Annotated in this window: 9 protein-coding genes; 3 read left to right on the forward strand and 6 right to left on the reverse strand. The window is 61.6% G+C overall.

The features are described 5' to 3' along the window. Positions 1–32: 32 nt before the first annotated feature. The 4 genes from NLM31_RS27105 to NLM31_RS27120 form a co-directional block, all read right to left on the reverse strand. Entirely contained in the window at positions 33–1,625 is a 1,593-nt protein-coding gene (locus NLM31_RS27105; RefSeq protein WP_254194233.1) for a hypothetical protein, read from the reverse strand. Between the two features lie 152 nt (positions 1,626–1,777). Further along, the gene (gene galE / locus NLM31_RS27110) at positions 1,778–2,797 is read right to left on the reverse strand and encodes a UDP-glucose 4-epimerase GalE (protein WP_254135445.1); all 1,020 of its coding nucleotides are present in this window, start codon (positions 2,795–2,797) and stop codon (positions 1,778–1,780) included. A 286-nt stretch (positions 2,798–3,083) separates the two neighbouring features. Then, on the reverse strand, positions 3,084–15,563 hold the full coding sequence (locus NLM31_RS27115; RefSeq protein WP_254194234.1) for a filamentous haemagglutinin family protein: 12,480 nt from the start codon (positions 15,561–15,563) through the stop codon (positions 3,084–3,086). Between the two features lie 291 nt (positions 15,564–15,854). Continuing rightward, entirely contained in the window at positions 15,855–17,354 is a 1,500-nt protein-coding gene (locus tag NLM31_RS27120) for a substrate-binding domain-containing protein (protein ID WP_254132237.1), read from the reverse strand. Positions 17,355–18,048: 694 nt separating this feature from the next. Here NLM31_RS27120 and NLM31_RS27125 point away from each other — a divergent pair. The 3 genes from NLM31_RS27125 to NLM31_RS27135 all read left to right on the forward strand — a co-directional run bounded on the left by NLM31_RS27125 (position 18,049) and on the right by NLM31_RS27135 (position 21,178). Continuing rightward, entirely contained in the window at positions 18,049–18,975 is a 927-nt protein-coding gene (locus tag NLM31_RS27125; protein ID WP_254194235.1) for a peptidylprolyl isomerase, read from the forward strand. 97 nt (positions 18,976–19,072) lie between these two features. Further along, complete coding sequence (locus tag NLM31_RS27130) at positions 19,073–19,951, forward strand: WecB/TagA/CpsF family glycosyltransferase (protein ID WP_254194236.1); 879 nt, start codon at positions 19,073–19,075, stop codon at positions 19,949–19,951. A gap of 63 nt (positions 19,952–20,014) precedes the next feature. After that, positions 20,015–21,178 (forward strand): glycosyltransferase family 4 protein, encoded by a 1,164-nt coding sequence (locus NLM31_RS27135; protein ID WP_256561723.1) that lies wholly within the window; start codon positions 20,015–20,017, stop codon positions 21,176–21,178. Between the two features lie 59 nt (positions 21,179–21,237). Here the strand turns inward: NLM31_RS27135 and NLM31_RS27140 are convergent, their stop codons facing one another. Beyond that, positions 21,238–22,176, reverse strand: coding sequence for a hypothetical protein (locus NLM31_RS27140; protein ID WP_254194237.1), 939 nt, complete (start codon positions 22,174–22,176; stop codon positions 21,238–21,240). Between the two features lie 76 nt (positions 22,177–22,252). Beyond that, positions 22,253–23,380 (reverse strand): glycosyltransferase family 4 protein, encoded by a 1,128-nt coding sequence (locus tag NLM31_RS27145; protein ID WP_254132241.1) that lies wholly within the window; start codon positions 23,378–23,380, stop codon positions 22,253–22,255. Between the last annotated feature and the right edge of the window lie 18 nt (positions 23,381–23,398).

A 23,398-nucleotide genomic window follows, 5' to 3' on the forward strand; every position in this document is an offset into this window, starting at 1 on the left:
AACGCGTCTCCCTGTTCACTCGTGCAGAGCGTTCACAGCGATCCGAGAGGCAGCTTGCCGCTCGATACCTCCGCAGGTTTTTCACCCCAATTTGCGGACAGACGACATTTTGAATCGACGATGCTCGCCAGTCCGAGAGGAATGTATAGCAAGTACCACAAAACGAAATCGATATGCGTATGAATGTACGAATGGCCTTTAGCCAAGACGAACCAGGAGGCAGAACATAGGAAGCTTGCCAAGGTAACTGCGGAGAGGCTCGATCGACGCTTCACCAAGGTATGAAAGACCGCGAGGTTGAACGCCAGAAACGCGAGCACGCTGATCCCGGCTGAGGCGATGGACACAATCAAGGATCGGTTCATGCCGACCGCGATGCGCACAACGCCTTGCATGCTGTGAGATACGATTGCAATCTTAAGCTCGTGCGCGAGCGCACTGATCTCGCTCTTTTTTTCCTCGGACATGTCAGAAAAATAATCGATCCACGGCACAAAATGCTGCATCAACAAATACCTTGGGATCATCTTGTAAACGGATGCGCTGAGAGATGCCCGTAGTCGTCCGACACAGATCCCTGTCTTCTCTTCGGCGGATTTGGCACCCTCGAATTCCGTTGCGCATGCGGCCTTGATACATGCCTCGTCGCAATACTTGGCCGACAAGCGTTTCGCGGCGACTTCGGTGACCTGGCCCAAGCCGGACGCCATGTCGGGTCCGATCACTCGCGCATGAAGCATGACCGCCGTCGCGAACGCCAGCAACGATATGCATCCGACTGCAACAACGAGCGCCAGAATGCGCCACGCCGAAACGCGCTCTCGAAGGCCGTGCAGGAGCAAGAATACGAAACTTGCGAGAACGACCGTGGAGGCGAACTCGTAGCCGCTCAAGAGCCTTAACAGGAAGCTCGCGAACATAAGGATGCAGAGCAGCGCGAACCAACGTAGAGAGAGGTACGCTCGGCCGCCCATCAAGAGCGCGATCAACGCCGGAAGAAACCACGTGAATTCGACCCAGTACAGGTTTGCTGCGAATGCCGCGACCCATGGGGAAATCAACAACGGTAATGCAAACGCAAGCCCGAGCGTATCGGTTGAGATCGACGCGATGCCGACAAAGAAGCCGCAGACGACCGCTGCCATGAGAGCGGAAGCCACCAATTGCATGACCCGGTAGTCACGGCTGACATATTTTGAGAAATGGAAGAAGAAATAATACTGCATTCCGAATTGCGACGTGTATCGGCGGAATTCTCCAGACGTATCCCGATCAACATAAAGCTTCCGCTCGATACCGGGCGAAATGTCGATTAGCCTGTTATACCGCCCAATCATCGGGGTACCATTTTCACCGTGCAAAATTCCATCCAGAATCAACTCCTCTGAATCAGCATTCGTTTGCGCGAAGAACGATGGATCCGCGACGCGGAACAAATTCCAATTGTACGAGGCGATTCCGGCGGAGAAGATCAAGAGCACGAGCAATGTTCTGCGCATGGCGATAGACAGGATCAAAACGCCCTCCATTTCTTCATTGTCGTGAGTACTTTGCATAGTGCCGCGACAATATGGTGAATCGGGAACTTCCACCGAGCGCGCGTGCGGACGACTTTGCACGACCAAGCTATCTCCGAGGACGTGACCTCATGCGACAGTTGCCGCCGGACGCATACGGTCGCAAGGCGTCTTCCGCGGTGGGCACTCGCGCGGGGGGGGGGCATGGACCAGCGGCAGCACGTCAACGATTTCGTTGATCGGCTGATCACGCCAATGATTTAGGAGGCCTCAGCGCCGTAACCATCCCGGTTCGATTGTTGCCAGCGCCAATGGTCGATGCACATTTCCATGATCGACCGTTTTGCTTTCCAGCCGAGCAGCCATTCGGCGACGGTGGCATCTGCATAGGAGGATGCGACGTCACCGGGGCGGCGCGGACCAAACATCACGGGAATATCCCGGCCGCTTGCTTTCGAAAAGGCCTCCACGATCTCCAAGACGCTTGTCCCCGTCCCGGTTCCCAGGTTCACCGTCGTGATTTGTGGAGACTGCAACTTGTTCAACGCCATGAGATGGCCAACCGCAAGATCGACCACGTGAATGTAGTCGCGGACCCCCGTGCCATCCGGCGTCGCGTAATCCTTTCCCCAGACGTTGAGGTACTCTCTGCGACCGACGGCGACTTGGGCTACGTAAGGCAGCAGATTGTTCGGCACCCCCACGGGACTCTCCCCAATCAACCCGCTCTCGTGCGCACCGACTGGATTGAAATAGCGCAGGATTGCGATCGACCAATCGGGCGTCGCGACAAACTGATCGCGCAGTATCTCCTCGATCATCAGCTTGCTGCGACCATAGGGATTCGTGGCCGACAACGGGTGATCCTCACCGAGTGGCAGCCTGTTTGGCTCGCCGTAGACGGTGGCCGACGAACTGAAGACGATCTTCTTCACGCCGACCTCCTGCATCGCTGCGAGGAGCTGAAGGGTACCGCCGACATTGTTATCGTAGTAGGCCACCGGCTCCTGGACGGAATCGCCGACCGCCTTCAAACCTGCAAAATGGATCACTGCGCTGACCTTATGGGTCCGCATCAAGTCCTTCAGCAAAGCGCGGTCCCGAATGTCACCTTCCCGAAACTGCAACGACCGGCCGCATATCTGTTCGACCCGGCGGAGAGAAACTTGACTCGAGTTGCTCAGGTTGTCGACCACGATGATGTCTCGGCCGGCTTTCAGGAGCTCGACGCATGTGTGCGAACCAATATAACCTGCGCCGCCTGTTACCAGTATCATAATCGCTCCAACGATCGACCAAGCACCATCAGAGTGGCGAGCTGAACCTGGTTGATTTGGTATCATCAAATCCAAATGTTATTATGATACTATGATTTCATTTCTGGATTGAAATGGATCCCGATCTTGAGCGCTATGACCGTGGCGCAGCACGACGCTCGCCATCGTCCGCGACGTCAGTCGCGAGATGGCGTTTGAGTTTTCCTTGGCCGAACCAGCCAGATCCGCTCACAGCGGCATCACCAGCACGGAATGGAAGAGACTCTCGAGCCATCCTCGTCTGCAAACGCTACTGACCCTGGCGCTTGGTATTCTCCTCAGGATTCGCACTCTCCCCGGAGTTCGTGCTCGCTCCAGAAGGAGTAGCTTCGGAACTGCCGTCGCCGCCGCCGTAGCCGACCACTTCCACGATGAAGACCGAGGCCCGTTCCCCCCCGCCCGAGGCAGTCGGCGTTTCCGCGCTCTTCGCCGCGGCACCCGCTGTATTCGAAGCCGCGCTGAGCGCGCCCACGTTCGGGACGGAGGTAATCTGAACGCCCGTCGTCGAGCCTCCGACCTTGACGTTGAACGCATTGACCACCTGAACGGCGGCAACGATCAAATTGCCAGAAACCCGGATTCCCGCGGTCCCCGCATCCACGGTCCCACGCGGCGCAAGAAGATAAAGGTTCGAGGTCGTCGCGGCGCTGGAGGTCTGGAGCACCGCGATGCCGGCGCCGGTCACCAGACCGCCGAGATCAGTCGACGCGTAATCATCCTGGTCGAAATGAACCTGAATCGGCGGCAGCGAGAGAGTCGTCTTGGCACCCCGGCCAGCATCGAGATCGCCGTTCGAACTCCACATCAGGATATCGCCGCCCTGCTCCGTGAACACGCGGCTCGAATTGACGCGCACGCTCTGATCCGTGAACGTGTCGATGGACCCGCCCGCAAGCGTCATGATGCCGAGGTCGTTGAGCTTCAGAAGCTGGTTCGGCTCGGTCGCCAAAGAGCCGACCCGAATATTTCCACCCGGGCCCATGATGGAGACGTTGCCTCCCTGCTGAGTCTGGATGGTCGCATGCAGCATGTCGAGATCACCGGTCGCGATCAATTGATTGGCGCCATTCGATCCGCCACCCAGCGCGTTCGCCGTGTAGCCGAGGCCGGCCGGGAAGAGAGTGTTGATCGCCTGGTAACCGCGCTGGTAATTGCCGGATGAATTCGTTTGAGCTTGTCCGACCGCCTTGAGCTCGGCGTAGAAGATCTGGTCGGCGAACACGTGCTGCAGATCCTTCGAGAGGCCCTGGAACGTGGTCCAAGCCGAACTTGCATCGGCCGCTGGGTGACCGATGCGAGCCAGGAAGGATTGAAGTTCGCTCGTGTAATTATGCGCGGCCGGCGTCGTCGAAGCCGCCTGATAAGTACCCAGCGCTGCAGTTTGCGTCGTGCCCGGATTCGCAGCCAGAAACTGCTTCAACTGGACCGATAGCGCCGAATAGTCTCCCGAAACAATCGGATCGATCGAGCCCCGCGCCGGATTCAGATATGCGTCGATGACGCCCGGATAGTAGACGGGTTGATTGGTCAGCGGGTCGAGTTTCCAGAACCCGTCATAGTTGATTCCGTTGGCCACCCCGAACTGCACGATCAAGTCAGCACCCGACTGAGCGAGTAAGGGATTGCGTTGTTTCGGCGTCTGTCCGGTAGGTCCGAGCAGCAACGGATCATACATTCCGGAACTCGCTTGAACGACATAGCGATTTCCAACCGGCGTGAAGCTGGCGTTGCCGACAGCGGTGATGCCCTGCTGCATGACGGCTTCGCTGGCGTTGTCGTGGACCGCCGGAAGCAACGGCCCGAGGTCTCGTCCGGCCTGCACGACGAAGAACCCGGGACCCGCAACCTGCAAACCGCCGGCCAGATTGAAACCTGTGTAGTAGATGTCGCGACCGGCATCGACTTTGCTGACGTCCGACTCGGAGATATTCTGCACGATCAGGTTCAGGTCCACGATGTCGCGGCCGGCATGGACCTCTGCCGGACTGTTGATCTCCACTCTCTGGATGTCGGAGATGCTGACCTGATTGTTGCTGATGCTGGACTTGACGGTGCCGACGCCGACGATATCTCCGGTCATCGCGTAGATGTGAGCGACCTCGGTGTCGTCCTGATGCGCGAGCACTTCGCTGCTCAGCCTGTCGCCAAACCCGTTGTTCGGCCGGAAGGGGTTGAAGGCCGTATCCAGCAATGACGGCCCGGCGGAGAAGGTCGGTCGATTGAGGCCGGACGTCGGGGTGTAGCCGCCCGTCAGGTCGATCGATCCCTGCGCCAGCAACTGGAATGAGCCGCTGGTCGAGCCGCTCAGCATGATGCCCGAGTTTTGGACGGACGTCATGCCGGTGGTCTTGATGTCGCCGCTCAGCGCGACGGCCTCGAAGCTCGACGGATAGGCCAAGTCACGACCGCCATAGAACACTCCAATCGGAGCGACGCCGATCGTTAGGTCGCCCCCGACCGCCAGGATCGAAGCCGCACTGTTCGGTCCATAAGTATCCATGAAAACAGCAGCAGAGCGTCCAAGCGGGTCGCCATAACTTCCGGATTGAGAGTGAATGGCGGCGGGATTGATCACACCGGCAGTGGTGACGGATCCAGTTGCGGCAAGCGCAATTTGCCCGGAGTCGACGGCGAGCAGCGGATAATTGACGGACGAACCGTTGCTGGCGACCAGGTTTCCGGCTTGCCCGACGGAGCCGCGCACCACGACGCTCGCGTGACCGGAACCCTCATACAGGGCGCCGCCAAGCAGGTTGCGTCCCACCTGAACGCTCAAATTCCCGCTGCCATAGACATGGGTCTGCGGCGTGCTGGCAGTGGAGAGGCCGCCACTCACCCGCCCGGTCGTCGGGAGGGAGACGGAGACGTCCACCATATCCCGACCGACCGTCAGCGTGACATCGCCGCCCGCGCTCAGGACGCCTTGCTGAAAGCTGCCATACTGGATCCACCACGCGGATTGCGAGGCGATGCTCGTGCCCGTCGGTGCGAAAACGCCGGCCCCCATCAGGCGGGTGCCGGTGTTAACGGGGACGGGAGTCAACTCCGCCTGCGCCAGCAGCCACGGCGCGAAGTACTGGAAGCTCGTCTGGTTGCCCGATGTCGTCGTGGTGTTGAAGCCGATGAAATCGCGTTGCGCCACGATGTCCACGTTCCCACCGTTCTCCGGGAAGGCCGCGGCAGTGGGCGGACCGTAAAGGGTCGTATTGGCGACCCTGACATTACCATTGTACGCCAGAACTTGCGGGTCGAAAAAGCCGTCCGGATTTTGGGCGCTCACCGTCGTCCCGCTCAACTGGTATTGCGGGTCGGCAAGCCGCGCCGTGTTCACGCCGGCCGAATAGATCGTTCCGGGAGCTGTCGTGTCATTCAGGACGACGTCGCGGGCAGCGGCGATGCTGATGTCGCCTGTCCCGGTCCGCACCATCGTCGCAAGATTGACTGAACTGACAGCGCCCGATTGGGACTTCGGCTGGTTGTACGTCGTATGATGATCGATGATCACGCTGCCGCTGACAACGGTCGCGAGCGACTGCATGGCGATGGGATTGGCGCTCGCCACGTCGGCGCCTGCCGTGAAGCGGTACGTCCATGACCCGGGGTCGACCACCGAAACCTTGGTGCCCCAGCCATTCCCGCAGTAAGTCTGACACGTCAACAGGCTGTGCGGGAACAAATCCGCGGCAGCAAGCGCATCCGAGCCGGGGCTGATGCCGTTCGCCGCCTGGTTGTAGGGAGCGATCGGCACCTTGGATTGTGGGTTGAATCCGTTCAGTAGATACAGATAAACATTTTGCCCGGTGCCGCTGAGACTTCCGTCCATCCCGCGGACCTGGCCTGAGCTTGCGAGATTTGCAAGATAGGTCGCGACTTGGCTGACATACGTCGGATCCAAATAGTTGCTGAACTGGAAGAAGCCATCGGAGATCGACGCATTGACGTTGATGTTCCCGCTGGTCCGCAGCGTCAGCGCGCCCGGGCTGCTGACGCCGAACAGCGCACCAACATTGGCACCATACACGTACGGCGAAAGACGATAGTCGAACTTCACGGAACTGCTGTTGTAGTCGAAGTAAGTCACGCCCCCGCTCGTTTTCAGGTCATAGGCGGTGCCGGAGGCCAGGTTCCAGTTGCTGGCAATCGTGATGTCGCCGTTGTTGACGGACTTGTTGTTATTGATCAGCTCAAGCCCGGGCTGGACAGTGACCATGCCCGCCCCGAGCTGTTGCGCCAACGGGGTGAGCCGGGCGAAGGTGCCGGCGAAACCGTAAATCGTCTGGCCCTGCACATACGACGCGATGAGGTTGTAGAGGAACGGGTCGTTGGCCGGATCGATGATTCCGTTCCAGTGGTACCAGCTTCCATTCAGGCCGATGCTGCCATCGGAGGAAAGAGTGACGTACGGCTCCACGGTCACTGCGCGCATGCCGGTCATGCTGGAGTTGAGGGCGGCAATTCTGACGTCACCTTGTCCAAGGGCATTGCCCATGATGATCGGTGCACGCAAATGAATGGTGCCGCCCACTCCTCCCTTCGGACCGGAGACGTTGATGCCGCCTCCTCGAAGATCAATATAGCCGGCTGCATTCGTGCCGATGCCAAGCACGACGTCCCCACCCCGCTCGTTGCTATGCGCGGTTGAAGCGTCGATATTCGCGCCCGCAGTCAGCACGACGGCATTGTATCCGTAGAGGGACGCCTGCCCGCCTGCCTGGCCAGATCCGTCGATCGTATCGGTGGCGGAGCCGCTTGCGTCAATCTTGCCAGAGATGATCACCTGGCCGTTGTATCCGTCGGTGCCATTCCAGCGCTGATCATCGGCCGTGAGCACGACGCTGTTGGCCTTCAGCGTGGATCCCGCGGAGAGAACCAGATTGCCCGTGCGCGTGTGAATGTCCACCGAGCCATTGAGGCCGCCGGCACCAAGCGTGCTCGCCAAGGTGTCAAGATTGGCCGCGCCCAGGATATCGAGCTTGAAGGTGCCGCCAAGCCCCGTCCCTCCGGAGCCCATCAGCGCGCCCGCGACGACGGCGTTGCCGCTCCGCGCCGTCACGTCGATCTCGCCGCCGTGGCCGAGACCTCCGACGGGCTGCCCGACGTCCACGACGCTGTTCTGGCGCATGTTGACGTTGCCGGCGTCGGACTGGAGAACGACCTTGCCACCTGGAGCATATGTGGTCACGTCGATGAAGGTCTTTTCGTATCCTCCGGCAGCGATATACGCGCCCGGATTGAGGGTGACGTCGCCACTGGTGGCGTGCAGCGTGATGTTGCCGGCCTGCGCCTGAATGATGCCGCCAGCCAGCACCGGCTGGCCGTTTGCATCGACTTCGCCGAGGCGAATGCTCGCCGCCGTGACTGCGAGATTGCCGCCGAGATCGCTGCTGTCGTCCGGCCGGGATACGAGGGCCCTCGGGTCACCGGGCCGAGTGAACGTGACCGTGCCGTTCGTCGTGAGAGCGAATTGCGCGCCGGTTGCGGCTCCAGTCTGACCGCTTACCTGAACGAGCGGTGTATTGATGTTGATGTCGACGGCGGCGGCCTGGCCGGTGGCACCCAGAGCAAGCGAGCCGGGACCGGCAATGTTGAGCTGCTTGGCAGCCGTCAAGTTGACGTTCGAGAAGCCGGCGATTGTCTGCGTCCCGCCTCCAAGTACGATCTTGCCGGCGTCGAGTTCGAAGGTTCCTGAGGTCGACGTGATCGCAGCCTCGCTCGCCGACGAACTGCTGACGAACGTAGCGGTGCCGCCGATGGCAAGCCTGACGTCGCCACCGGTTCCGGCGATCGTGCGAGCGTCCAACGTCAGGTTCTGCATCGCTCCGCCGGGTGTGAAGGCAACATCGCCATAGAACGTCACCGGGCCGGAGAGCGCCTTTAGCGTCAGGCTCTGCGCGCCGGCGAGCTGGCCGAAATTCGTCTGCGAGAGCAGCAGCGACTCCGTCCGGCCCGGGCTCAGGTTGCTCTCGAACCCGATGCTGCGCGCGGTGATGTTGATCTGTTTGGCGTCCAGCACCGCGGGCGGCGCGGCGGGATGGGCCGTCGTCGAGGCGTTGAGGACGACCGCGTTGGTGTTGCTGGTCGCCTGCAGCGACAGGTTCTCGGTCGAGATCCGGCTGCCGGCCTCGATCAGGACTTGGCCGGCGAATGGCAGGTTGATCGTACCGGTCACGGCGGCCCCTCCCGCCGCTGCGACGGGCGCGAAGCTGATCGTCAGGTCCGGCCGGTTCGCGGCTGGACCTGTTACCGTCAGGCTGGAATCGTTCGAGGCGACAAACAGCGCACCTTGGCCGATTGCGAGCGCCGCCAGTTGGCTGGGTCCCACCGCTCGGCCGTCGGGAAGGGTCAGGGGGAGTCTCGTGAGATCGGCGTTGCTGATCTGCGTCCCGTTCAGCGTGCCTCCCAAAGCAGTCGCGAGTTGTTGCGCCGTGACAGGAGTTGATGGCGCAAACACATAATGACGACCGAAGCCCGACTGAATGGCGCCGGTGGTCTCGATAACGCTGCCAGAGGCAATCGTGACCCCGCCGCCGCCAGCCGGGAGCGTGACCTTGACGTCGCCGAGGCCGGCGACGTTCACGGTCTGCACAAGAGAATTCGCGGGTTGCGCCGCGAGCACGAGCTCTGGAGCCGTCAGCGCCGCGCCCCTTGTGTCGATCGTGACCTGGCCAGCGGTCGGTGTGATCAATGTGTCGCCGCTGGCCGTGTCCGTGCGCAGCCCGCCGAGCAGCATGCTCTCCAATCCGAGCGCGTTGAGCTGATCGACCGAAAGCCAGACCCAACCATCGCTTGACGCATAGGTTGGTTCAACGCCGATCGGATTCGTCTGGCTCACGACCAGCTTGCTCGCGGAAATGTCGAGCTCGCCTCCGCGACCGCCTGGCGCCGCTTGCGCTGCGATCGTGCCAGCCAGGTCAAGCGACTGCGATGCAACCGCAGCAAGCCGTCCGACATCGATGGGCAATCGGGGCGCCAAGACGCCATCATGTGCGGCCTTGGCGACGAAATAACTGTTCGCCGAACTCAGGGTGTATTCGCTGTACTGCTTCCACACCGCACCGGTCTGCACCGCGAACAGCTCCTGGCCGGCCGACCGCGTTCCCGGTTGCGTCGACGAGGTGTAATAGCCCGTCGTCAACACGGTGCCATCCGGCAGGGTCGTCCCCGACGCGAGGTTCTTGCCGACATTGCTGCCGTAATCAACGACACGCAGCGCGCCCGGAAGCGTGGCGTAATGACCCGGATAGAGCGTGTAGGTTCCCGCCGGGATGCCGTTTCCGCCATCGATGTAGATCTGCTTGCCGGCCAGCGGATAGGCATCGGCGGCGGTGATGGTCTTGCCACCGTCCAGGCTGCGCGCGGTCGTGAAGTGAATGTCGAAGGCCGCGACCCCATCGTTGCGCGACGGCAGCAACGCATACACGGTTTGTCCGGAGGGTGTGGTGGCGAGCACGTCGCGGCTGCCACCCTTGCCCGAGACGAACTCCATGGCCTGCAGATCGCCGCCGCCCCTCAGGTCGATCTTGGCTCCCGACGCCACTGTCACGTTGGCGCTGTCGAGCACCAGTCCCTTCGACGGGAGCACCGGAGACGTGCCGTTCGGCTCAACGACAGCGCTTCCGTCTGCGTTGCGCGCCTGGAGCGGATAGAGGCTGGCGTTGTAGTACCAGTTCGTACCGTCTGCGGTCTCGCCGTATGGAACCAGCGTATCGGCGAGCGTCACGGAGGTCAGACTGCCCGGGACGAGATCAATCTTGCCGGTCACGACCCCGCCGGTGTTGCGCGCGGCCGTTCCGTCATCGCCCAGCGTGATTTTGCCGAGCGGTGCGAACAGGTTTCCGCCCTGCTCGATGCTCGCCGCATACACCGTGATGCTGCCACCGGCCGAGAGCGGGATCTCGAGATTGCTGCCAGCCGAAGCGCTGAAAGTCACGCTCTTCGGCGTTCGAATGAAGAAGTCGACGGAGGACACCGGATAGATCCGCTGCGCGTCGAGTGTGATATCGCCGGAGCTATCCAGGAAACCGCGATAGGTGGTGGTATCCTGCAGTGCCTGCGGTAGCCCGGATATGAGGCCGTCCGCAACCTTCGGGGTGCTCAGGCGGATGTCACCTGAACTGCTCAGCCTGACCGACGAGAAACCGTTGAAGGCCGCCCCCTCGATGTCGATCGTTTGCGCATTCTTGACATCAAAAGTGCTGGCGCCCGCGCTTGTTGTTCCGTTGCCATTGGGGAATCCACCCGTGAGCAGGACGTAAGGCGCTGCGAGCGTGACCGAGCTCTGCGGCGTCGCGCTGCCAGGCGTCACCGACCGGATCGAGCTCGCGGCGATCTCCAACCGACTGGCTATGTGCAAGTCGAGCGTGCCATCGACGACGAGTTCGGACAGGCTCGGGGCGACGATGTTGTAGGTGCTGCCCGACAGATCGGTGAAAATGCGCCCGGGTCCGCCGGCGGATGTCCCGCTGTAGAGGAACACATTGTCGAACGCACCCAATCGGCTCGAGTCGGCGGCGGCGACGATCGACACCGAGTGCCCGGCTGCCGCAGTCAGTTGCGTCAGAAGCGATTGTGACAGGGTGCCCAGATTCGCCAGCGATGCCTGACCAACGTTGGACAGCGCGGCCGTGACGGCGGTCGAGTCCTGCCGTAAGGATATTGCGCCTCCCCCGAGCATGAGGGTCCCACCCTGGGCTCGCGGATCGATCGCGCGCGCCACGAAGGTCCCTCCCCACGCGAACGCGCCGACGTCGATGCTGACGGAGCCAGCGTCGCTCCACGAGCTCATCAAGGTGAATGTCGACGGACGCGTGCTTCCCGAATTCGCCACCTGGAGCGTGCCGGCGGCGCCGGATACGTCGACCTTGGCGCCTGTCATCGCAACAAGTGCGGTTCCCGACAAATTGGGATTCGTGCCTTTGACACTCGGATCCGCCGCCTCGACAATCAGGTTACCCCCGGCCAGAACCGTGTCGCTCACGGCAGGCCCGCCGCGGCTGCCGAACAGAGCGTTCGTTTGCAGGATTCCCGACAAGTCGATCAAAGCGTTCTGATCGAGCCAGGTTAGCGCGGCGTTCACCGACACCGTTCCCGAATGGTCGATGATCGAACCGCGCAACAGCACGTTCGCTGCCCGCTGCGGCGTCTCCCCTGACGTTCCCTGCTGTGCGGGTGTCCCGGCGATCGTGATCACGGCCCCGGGATCGGTTTGGATCGTTGCTCCTGCGTCGAGCAGAATGTTGTCCGACTTGAGCGTCAGGTTGACGGGCGTTCGCTGACCGTCCGGCGCGGTCACGACGGGCGCGATCGTGGCAATCTTGGTGCCGGTCGCCACCGCGCTATAGTCGGCAAGACTGCTCAAGCTTTGCTTTTGCAGCTTGAGAGAGGTTCCGGCCGAGACCACGATCGTTCCCGTCCCGGGCGAAGTAACCTGGGCGTTGGGTGACCAGCCGCTTGGCGCAGACTGGATCACGAAGCTGCCGAATCCATTGTTCGCGAACAGCGAAACCGGGAGCGTCGCCAACGTTCCCCCGATCCGAATCCCCGACGCGCTGTCAGAGTGCGACGTATTGTCGATCGTTATCGTTCCCGCCGCGGCGAGCGTCAGCGTGCCGCTATCGGCGAACCCATACCCCCGCATGGCGCCATCGAGCTGAAGGACGGCGATGCTTCCCGTCGTTGGGGTGACCGGGGTGTCCTGGCCGCTCGGATCGAAAAACCCCTTGCCTTGATAGACCTTCAGAGAAATGCTGCCGGCGGCGCCGGCCATCAGGCCGCTCGAGACCGTCTTCGGCGTTCCCTTCGCCGAGATGTATCCTCCGCTGGAGACGTCGAGCAGGCTTCCCGCCGCGAGCAGAATGCTTCCCGTGGTGTCCAGACCGTTGCTGCTGTTCTTGTTCGTGGAAATCGTGATGGTGCCGCCGTTGATATAGCCCGGACCCGACGCATCATTGCCGAAGCGACCCGTGTCGTTTGTCCATTGCCCGCTGACATCAAGGACGCCTGAAACGAACACGTTGGCAGGCATGGCGGCGCCCGAGAGCGTCACGGATGGCTTGAACAGATTTTTCAGCGGTGAACTGGTGCCAACTACATAGCCATCTGTCTTCAGATTGACCTTGCCGCCGGCTGCCTGAACCGTTCCGGCAACGTCGATCGCGCCACCCGTCGTGACGGACAACTGCCCGCCCGCCGCCAGACGGAGCGTGCTGCCCTTGGTCACGACCAGATCGTTGGACGTGATGGAAAGCGCGCTGAGCCCGTAGCCCGAAAGCTCGTCTGCCGACAGGAACGTCTGGTAAGCGCTCGTCGACGCGAAATTATCCGAGGACACGAGATCTGTCGCGTTGGTCGGATTCGGCGGGAGCAGCGCTGTCCCCTTGCCGATCAGCGTTCCATTGGCCGAATAGATATTCTGGTTGTATCTGGAATCGAAATCGGCAGGCAGCGACGTCGCGTTCGCCCCGATCACGACGGTCGATGGCGTGGTGAGCGTCAGGTAGCCCTGCGAGGGCAAACTGCCGGACGCGATCTGGCGCTCGCCGGCGACCGAGCCGAACAGCAGCGTCCCCGCCAGCACCGGGTTCACCGTGCTGACGGCAACGCCGCCCGCACCCTGCCCGTCGGTATACCCCGAGACCTGCATCGTGGTGTTGGTGTTCCAGATCTGCTTGTACGTGTCCCCCCAATGCGAATGAGCGGAAGTGAACACGCCGGCAATCCCGACATAGGTCATGTCGGGACTGGCATTTTGCATGCTGTATCTGCGGCCGTCGCTGCCCAGAAGGATTGTAACCGGAACCGTTCCGGGCAGATAACGAATGCTGCCGCCTGCCGTGTTGATCACAGACCCGGACTGAAGCACCACCTCCTGGCCCGCAGCATTGAGTTGGGGCGTGGTCAGCGACACATTGCCGCCGGCCGTCATCAACTGGAAGATGCTCCGGCCGACCGCATTGACGACGTCGTTCGCGTTCGCGAGCGGTGTGCCGAGCCACGTCGTGCCGTCGCTGCGCGTTCCGGACGCGCGAATATCGATCCACAGCGGCTGTCCGTACAGCGCGCCGCTGCGCTGAAGCGGCATGTCCGCAAACTCGTTGGTCGGTGTAAAAGAGATGAAATTGTAGCTCGCCGGAAGCTCGACGTTCTGCAATCCGGCCACGTCGATGGTGGCGCCGGGCGCGAGCAGCACGCGTTGCGGGCCCGACAGCGATGCGTTCACCGATACATCGCCGAACAGGGTTCTGCTGCTGCCCTGACTGCCTGTCAGGTCCGCGACATTGATCGAAATCGACGCGGCAGGAGCCGACACGAGGCCGCTCGATTCGACGGTGACCTGACCTTGTGCCGTCGCTTCGACGTAGGCTGGCATGAAGCTCTGGACGTTGCTTCCCGCGCTGCTCGACTGCGGAAGCGTCGCGCCAGTGTCGGACGGGAGCATGCTGATCGTGCCGCTCAGGTCGACACTCGTCGCCGCATGAAGCAGCACCATGCTGGGAAGGCTGATGCTGGTGTCCGCCGAAATGACACCCTGGGCGCCGATGCTGACCCGGTCACCCGCCATCTCGACGATGGCGCTGCGTGTTTCGATCAGCCCGTTATTGGCGACGGAGCCTGTCCCCGACAAATACGGACCACTGGGGGTTCCAGCGAAATTGTATGAGTTTGCATATGGCGAAAGTTGGAACCCGGTCCCGCGGAACGTCACCTTCGCCGGCAGGACAGCAGACGGAAAACTAGCGGCGGCGTCGCTGTTTGGCGTCAGAAAGATAGCACGCGCCGAAATCAGGGCTGCTTCCCCGTTCGGTACACTGATCTCGCCGTAATTCGCGACGTTCGAGCCGAACAGATAGGCGAACCCACCCGGCTTATCCGGGCCCGGATCATCGGTCTGTATCGTGGCGCCGGCCTGAACGACCACGCCACCGCCGATCGCTTTCGTCTGCTTGTCTTCCCCTCCGATCGAAAAGCTTTTGACGGCAAGCGTTCCATTGGCGATGCCGGTGCCGAGGAAGAACTGATCGCGGTCGAACCGCGTCTGCCCGAGCGTCCCGACATCGAGATCAGAAGCCACCAGCGCGTGAACATTGATCTGGGAGCCGCCGCCGAAGATGATGCCGTTCTGGTTGATGATGTAGACGCCCCCCTTCGCGCTGATCTGCCCGAGGATCGTGCTCGGAGAGGCAGACGGGTCCGAGACCCGGTTCAGGACCGTCCAGTCGCTCGCCTGCTGATCGAAGGTGAGCGTGGTGTTGCGGCCGACGTTGAACGTCTTCCAGTTCAGGATCGCCTTTTGCTGTGTCTGTTGAATATCGACCAGCGTCCGGCCATTGGCGACGGTTTGGGTGGGCGCCAACGCGCCTTGCCACAAGGTCGGGTCGCCGGCGATTCCATCGGCCGGCATCAGTCCGTTGGTCGTGATGCCGTCCGGGACCCCACCCTTCAAGGTCGATGCCAGCGATTTTGCCGATTGCTGCGCAGCCCGCGCCGCCTGGAGTGCCGCGGCTGCACGGGCAAGCGATTGCGACGATTGCTGCGCCGCCGCGGCAGCCTGTATCCCCGCAGCCAATTGCGCCGCGCTGGCGGCGTTCGTGAGCGAAATGCTTGACGAGCTGTTGAGGCTGCGCGCGCCGGCGGTACCGCCGCCCGCCAGCAAGGCGACAATGCTGACGCCACGGAGATAGGTCGAAACGGCGGCGGCGCCCTGGCCACGAAACGCTCGAAGGATTGTCACGCGCAACGTCCTGCAGTGAACATATTCAAACTCCTCGGCTTTCACCCGGCGCCTGGCGACGGTTGCCGCGTGGAGCGCCCACGGCTTTCGCCTGGCGCCCCAATTGTCCGCATATCGTTACGCTAACGTTTACACAATGTTAAGCAACATTGATGTGTCAGTTTTGATGTGTTGCCGGCAATTCACCACCTGTGGATCGGGAACCCGCGCGCATCCTTTCGGCGCCAAAAAAAATGTGCACCCGGTTTCCCGGGTGCACACAGGTCTCGCCAGACGAGACGGAGCGTCGTATCAGGCGCCCGACTTGGCGTTGCAGACGCCGCCGTCGCCGGTGTGGCCGAACGGCGAAGTCGTGGTGATCAGCTTCTGGATCTCGTTGACCCAGGGAGCCGGGGGAACCGCCATGCCGTTGTCGGCAAGGACGCTCGCCGACAGCGCGTTCGCGTAGTGGAAGTTGAGATACTGCGGGATGACCGCAGCCACATCCGCGCCGGCGTAGCACTGGTAGAACAGGAACCACGAGAAGCCCGCGATCGGGTAGGAGCCCGGCAGCGCCGGGTTCGGAACCGTACCTTGAGCCGCCCAGTTCAGCGGGTTCGAACGGCTGGTGTCATCAAACACCGGGGTCACCGCAGCCATGGCTGCCTGAGCACCGGCAGCGGTCGGGAGATGATACAGGCCGGTCGAGTTGTCGATGTCATACTGCGACTGCAGCATGGCGACCTGCGGACCAGAGGCAACGATCGGCTGCACCTGGTCGGCCGTGTTGTACCCGATCGCACCGTTGACGGACTTCACAGTGCTCGCAACGCCGCCGTTGCCGTTCTGGCCATTGAACACGCCACCACCCGGGTTGGAAATCGCGTGGCCGCACTGGTCGTTGACGCCTGAATCGGGCCAGTTGTTCTTGTTCGCACCAACAGCCGGCAGCGCCGGGCACTGGGCGACCGCAACACCGTTGTCGGTCCAGGGGAACGAGTACAGCACCAGCGTCGAGTCGGACTCGTTGTTCGTTCCGAACACGGACCGGCACTGGTTGGCCAGCGCGTTCGTCGTCAGGAAGTTGGTGCCGCTGCCGTCCGTACGGTGAACGACAGTGATCTGACCGGTGCCGACGGTGGTGCCGTTGTCCGCGGTGATCGAGGCGTTATCCCACTTCGTGATGTGGCCGGAGAAGATGCCGCAGACCGACTTGCGCGACAGCTTGATGGTGTTGGCAGGCACGGCCCACGCGTTGTTGCTGCCGTCCTTGGTCGGGTTGATCGAGATAGCCACCGGGCCGATGACGGCCGGCATGAACAGGATGTTGCCCCAATTGGCAGGTCCGTTGTTCGTGTTGTAGGCCGAGACGTCGCTCGGGAGCAGAAGGTCGTCCGAGCCAGCGAACTGGATGCTGGCATACGGCCAGGTGGGAGCAAACGTGTTGTCGGCGTACGGGACGTTGCCCGACACCTTGGCAGTCCAGTTGTTGCTGCCGCCGGGGCTGGCGGTGTGAGCCACGAAACCGGCCTTGCCGGCGCCCGAACCAACCGGCGCGTACAGGAAGAGATACGCATCATGCGGGAAGTTCGGGCCAATGCCGACGCACGAAGCCGAGAGCGGCTGCGTCACGCCAGCGGGGGTGCTGAAGCTGGGGCCGAAGGGCTGGAAGGTCGCGCAATCGAACAGATTGCGATAGGCGATTGAAGGGAAAGTAGCGCCGCCGCCCCGGATGACCGTTTGCGCGCTGGCTGCATCGGCGGCGAACATCGCCCCCAAGGCAACCGACGCCAGGACAAGACTCTTTTTCATTTTCCAACTCCAGTTGGGTTCAGTTTGCCGCAACGGCACCTCGCCAATTGCGCGGGGCACTCATAAATGCCGCGAGTGAAGCTTTGATATTAATTATGTGAACTAACATTGCGGCGATATCATCCCACCAATGATCTGTGGATAAGGATGCGGTCCACCGAAGAACAAGCCCGAACATCTATCGGTGTGGCTCGCGCAAACCATGCATTCAAGCGAGCGACGACAGCGCTGGCACAGCCCCTCGAGCGCGCACGTTCTGATGTTCGCTTGAGAGGATGCTACGCCGCGCACAGCACCAACGTCCGGCCTAAAAGCGCTGAAATCGCAGACGGACCCGCAAGAATTGGGGCGAATTTGTCGGCCTCTCGCGACAACCGATCGCTGCGGCGCGGCTGATAAATTCAACCCGGCGGGCTGCTCCATTGACCGTGCGATGCGCTGCATCGAAGCCGGCCGACGCTCTCATTCGAGCATTTCCCGCACGAGCTCACCGCATCGCGCCTGTGAGACGTCATTGCTTCGTCTCACCTCATTCATCATAACGTTAATAACACAACATACCTACACCGATAACATCTTCCTTCGCATAACTCCGAGCTGTGCCCAACCGCTCCGATCGAGCGGCTTTCGTCTTGGGGCCCCGGGTATGCGAACCGCGCGAGATGTTGGGCTTGCAGAGATCAGGATTGTTCAAATGATAGGTCTACCGCGTCTTTCTCCGATTGCGCCGATTGCGGCAGCCGGGCGGCGTCGCACAGCAGCTTCGACGACAGCCCTCTCGACGATAGTTCTGTTGGGCTCTTTGGCGATCGCCTGCACGTCGAGTTTCGCGCAGACACCGGCGAGCGACCCCGTCGTCGGCGTCGTCGGAGCGACCGAGCTTCACCAGAGCGATATCCAGTTGGCCGAGGAAGATATGGGCAAGATGCTTGCCGGCCTCGATGAGGAGAGCAAGCGCCTCTATATCGCGACCTATCTCCATGACCTCGTCATCCTTTCCAAAGCCGCCAAGGATAAGGGCCTGGTCAACGAGGCCGATCTGCAAAGACGCATGGCCTACACCCGGAACAAGGCGCTGATGAACCGGATGTTGCAGGTCACGGCGGATAACGTGACCGATGCGGATGTTCGCAAATTCTACGATGACGCGATCCGGAATACAAAACCCGAACGCGAGCTTCATATCTGCGCGATCATCTTCAAGTTCTCCAACCCCAACGACGAGGCGGCGATTGCAGCCGCGGAAGCGAAAGCAAAGAGCGCTCTCGAACGCGTCGCCAAAGAAGATTTCGCCGCGGTCGCCCGAGATATGACCGACGCCGAAAATGAAAAGAAGAACGGTGGAGACCTGGGTTGGCTCTCGGCGGCCCAGATGGGCAAGGAGTACGCTGACGTTGCATTCACCCTCGGCAAGGGCGGCGTTTCGAAGCCGATAAAGACCGAGTTCGGATGGCACATCATCAAGATCGAAGACGAGCGGACTCGCAAGCCCAACGAATTCGCTGCCGTACGCGAACAGGTTGAGAACGTCGTTCGGCGCAAGGCCCAGGTGGAGCTTGTCGACAAATTGCGCGCCGAAACGCCGATCGCGTGGCGCGACGACAAGATCAAACCGCAATAGCCCCGCGAAACACGCCGCCAAAAATCAGCGCCCAATCCTGCGGCGCCGCAGAAGCAAAAATCCGGTCGTTTCGCGTATCGGAGGGAGAGCCGACGTCATGTCTGTTGTGTCCGACCAATACGCACCTGTCGTCGGAATGGTCCCCGCGGGGACAGCCATCGCCGAATTAGCAGATCGCCCCAATGACCGGGTGACCGAGCGCTTCTGGATTGTCGGAGCTCCAGTGAGCGTCGTTGACATGGCATCCGCGACAGCGATTGTCCGCGAGTGGATCCAGGAGAAGAAGAGCCGTTACATTTGCGTTACCGATGTGCATAGCATCATGCTCTCTCGGTGGAATCCGGCTCTCAGCCGCGCCCTGAAAGGCGCCGACCTCGTCATCGCGGATGGTACACCTCTGGTTTGGACCGCATGGTCGCGCGGTGTGAAATCGATCGGTCGTGTCCCCGGCCCCGATTTCATGCAGGAGCTTTGTCGTCTGTCTCCCGGGGATTGGAGCCATTTTCTGCTGGGCGGCGCGAAGGGCGTTCCTGATCGGCTGGCCCAGACGCTAACGACACTCAATCCCCGGCTCACGATCTGTGGCACCGAATCGCCGCCGTTCCGGCCGCTCACAGATGACGAGGACAACGAACTGATCGAGCGCATCAACGCATCGAAACCCAACATCGTGTGGATTGGGCTTGGCTGCCCGAAACAAGAGATTTGGATGTCCCAGCACACAGGAGCGATTCCCGGTGCGATCATGATCGGTGTCGGAGCGGCGTTCAATTTTCTGTCCGGAAATACGCCGCGCGCGCCGCTCTGGATGCGGAACAATGGCCTAGAATGGCTTCATCGTCTGGTGACGGAGCCCCGGCGTCTTTGGAGACGCTATCTCGTGATCGCCCCGATATTCGTATTTCTGTCCCTCTTCGAGACGATCGCAATTCGGTTCCGGCAATCTCAAACCCCGAAGAAGCTCCATCACGTTTAGCGCGCCGCGACCGCAGCGCGGCTCACGCGACCGCATCGGGACATTGCGCGATCGAGGTTGGCTTTGAAGATTCTGGTCATTCACAACACCTATCAGGAGGCCGGCGGCGAGGACACGGTCGTCAACCAGGAGATCAATCTTCTCAGACAGCGCGGCCACGACGTGCAGACCGCGTTCTTTGACAATTCGGAGATCAGGAACACCGGCGACCGCATCAGGGTGACGCTGCAGGTTGGACGGAACGGCACCTCGGCTGCCCGCCTGGGCGACATGATTTCGACGTCTCGTCCTGATGTCGTGCATGTGCACAACTTCTTCCCCCTCGTGTCGCCGGGCGGATTGGACGTGATTGCACGCGAAGGCATCCCGGTGGTGCAGACGCTACATAACTTTCGTACGATTTGCCCCGGCGGAATCCTCATGCGCGACGGACAGCCGTGCGAATCCTGTGTCGGCCGCAACCGATGGCCAGCGGTCCGGTGGAGGTGTTATCGGGGATCCGCCATCGGCTCGGCTGCTGCAGCCTATATGGGTCACGTGTTCCGGCGAGTCCTGGATCGCCATCGCGCCCGCATCACGGTCCTGACCATGACGCAGTTCGCAAGGTCGCGATTTCTCGCCGATGGTTTCACGGAGGACCAGATCGTCGTGCGCCCCAACTTCGCGCCGGATATCGGGCCTGGACTGCCATTACGCGACGGGCGCCTGGTCTATATCGGCCGGTTGAGCGAGGAAAAAGGCGCCGATATCGTTGTGAAGGCAGCCGCAAAGGTGCGTGGCGACGTCGAGATCGTGGGCGACGGCCCAGAAACGGATCGCTTGCGGTCGATCGCTCCCCCGAATGTCACCTTTGCCGGACGCATCGCCCGCGAGGAGGTGGCGAGCAGACTGCGGAGCGCGAGCGCGGTCCTCGTTCCGTCGCGCTGTTATGAAGGATTCCCGATGATCGTCGCCGAAGCGATGGCGTGCTCCACCCCGGTCATCGCCAGCAGGATCGGCGCGCTCGCAGAAATCGTGGAGGACCGCAAGACCGGACGATTGATCGCGACCGACGACATCGACGGATGGGTGCACGCCATGAACGAAGCGATCGACGATCCCGGTCAATTGGCGCAATGGGGCCGGTCCGCGCGTCAGGCCTATATTCTCATGTGCAGCGAAGACCGCGGCTACGACAGCCTGATCGGTATCTATCAACGCGCGATCGAAAGGGCTCGCGCCGCCTGATCAAGCGCGCTAATGACGTCGCGAACTGTCCGCGTCAGCCCAGCGAGCTCTTTCTGCCATCACAGCACAGCGTCGGAATACAGCGCGGTAACGCTCGGGGGGGCCGCGCCGGCCGATCTGAAGACATGAGGGCGCGGCTCGGCCAGCCTGACCGCGATCATCGGCCGGCTCGGTAGAAAACGCGGCTGGCAGAGTGACGCCCAGCAGCCGTCGAGTGTGCGGTAGGTCGACAGAAACAGCGTCATCCATCGACGAAAGTGGCCGTAGTCGCTGAGATAGATCGGAATCGAGAGCGCAACGCCCTTGCGCGTTTCGATCGTATGGACCGACAGGCACCATTGGCTTCCGTCCGTCACCAGCACAAATCGGCCACGGCTCCCCCTGCCGTGATCCGACATGATGCGCTTGTGGCGCTCATCGACGATCGCGAATATCTCGTCGAATGAGGTGAGCACGCGCAGCTTGCGTGTCGCGAACGAAACTCCAACGTTGGGAAGCAAGTAGACATGGTCGTCGAGTTTCTTCCAGCCCAGGCCACAGACGATCTTTGCGACCTCCCTGATCGGAGAAAATCCTGTCAGGTTCAACTCCTTCTGCGCCATCATCGCTTTCATGAGACGCAGGCTTTCCCTTCGGTAAGCAGGCTTCACGCACCAATGCGCCAGGTTGGCGAACCGCTCCACCCTGCCCTCAATCATCTGCTCGGAGTGGATGACGATCAGGACGCCGACCACGCCCTCGTTCGGACGAACCAGCGCTATGCCGTAGTCCGAATTCGGTTGCAGCCAGGGATAGCGGAGCATCGATTTCCAGCCTTCGACGGAAATATCACCGTTCAATTCGTGATGGAGGAATTCGCAGGTCGCCGGCAGGAGGTCGTCGGTGATCCGAACCAGTTGCGAGCGCGACGGCGCCGCGGAACCGCTTCCTTTGGCACCATTTGCTGTCGCATTGTCGGCGCCCGCCGGCGCCGCATCGGATATCACGCTGTCAGCCACCTGTCCGTCCTCGCTCGTCGACATCCTGGAATAGTTCATCCTGGCTTTCTCAGTCAGGGGCGACATCGGCACCGCTTCAGGTCGCGGACGCAAGCTTCCTTGCGGCCGGCGGCGGGCCCGCTGCCGCGAAGTTCAACCCGTCAACGTACCTGCGCGCCGATCGATTGAGGTTGAATTGCGATGCGGCCTGGATCGCGGCCTGCGACATCGCCGACCAGCGCGCGGGATCGTCGACCAGCCGCGAAATCGCGGCCGCCCACGGCTCGACCTCGAGCGGGCGCACCAAACCGCAGGCGTCGTCGATCACGAGTTCGTCCGCTGCCCCGACGAATGGAGAGACGATGCATGGCGTGCCGCATTGCATCGCTTCGTTGCAGACCAGTCCCCATGCGTCCGACTTCGACGGCAAGGCGAGCACGCGCGCGGTGGAGAAGACCGACGCAATCTCCTCCGGCGGGACATGCGAAGTATATTCGAATGCGACATCCGCCGCAGAGAGCTGGTCGAGCTCCTCGGGCCTCGACGGGCTATCCGCGATGATGCGCACCGACAAGGCCCGCAGGCGTCCCTTCAGTTCAAGCACGAGCTTGACGAAGAAGGGCCAGTTCTTTCGCTCGTCATTCACCCGTCCGCACCACAGCAGGTCATAGCGGCGCCGGGCGAATTCCGGAATGTCAGCTGGTCCGCCCCAGGCCGGAACGATGTTCGCCACGAAGATCTTCTCCGGGTCCGCGCCCTGCTCCACGAAGAAGTCTCTCCCCTTCGCGCTCGCGCAGATGATCGCCCGGCAACGGTCGACGACCGCCGGTCGCGTCAGGCGATGATAGATGCTTTGCGGCATCATGATCGCCCACCCGTCGGTCAGAAACACCAGCGGTTTCCTGTGGACCCGGCTCCAAGCCGCGGCGACCAGCATCGTCGGATAGACACCGTTGATGGCGACGAGATCGGGAGACAGACGGCACAGCGTGCTCCACATCCCCACATTGATATGCGCCGACCTCGATCCGGGCAGATCGAACTCGATTCCGCGAAGCAGGATGTGGTTATACCGTGCGGCGTACCGTTCCGACCACTGGCGGTTCTTCTCCCGGGCGGCACACGATATCACCGTGAGATCGAGCCCGTGACAATCGATCATGTGATTGAAGAGCCGGTTCGTATACGGCGTGACCATGTTGTTGCAGATCGCGATACCCGGCATTGATTCTGCCCAACAGTC

Origin of the sequence: Bradyrhizobium sp. CCGUVB4N (assembly GCF_024199945.1) — a bacterium.
Lineage (GTDB): Bacteria > Pseudomonadota > Alphaproteobacteria > Rhizobiales > Xanthobacteraceae > Bradyrhizobium.

Excerpts from the sequence above, each read along its gene's own strand:
- NLM31_RS27120 (WP_254132237.1), bottom strand. The coding sequence starts at position 17,354 with ATGAAAAAGAGTCTTGTCCTGGCGTCGGTTGCCTTGGGGGCGATGTTC.
- NLM31_RS27125 (WP_254194235.1), top strand. The coding sequence starts at position 18,049 with ATGATAGGTCTACCGCGTCTTTCTCCGATTGCGCCGATTGCGGCAGCC.
- NLM31_RS27130 (WP_254194236.1), top strand. The coding sequence starts at position 19,073 with ATGTCTGTTGTGTCCGACCAATACGCACCTGTCGTCGGAATGGTCCCC.
- NLM31_RS27145 (WP_254132241.1), bottom strand. The coding sequence starts at position 23,380 with ATGCCGGGTATCGCGATCTGCAACAACATGGTCACGCCGTATACGAAC.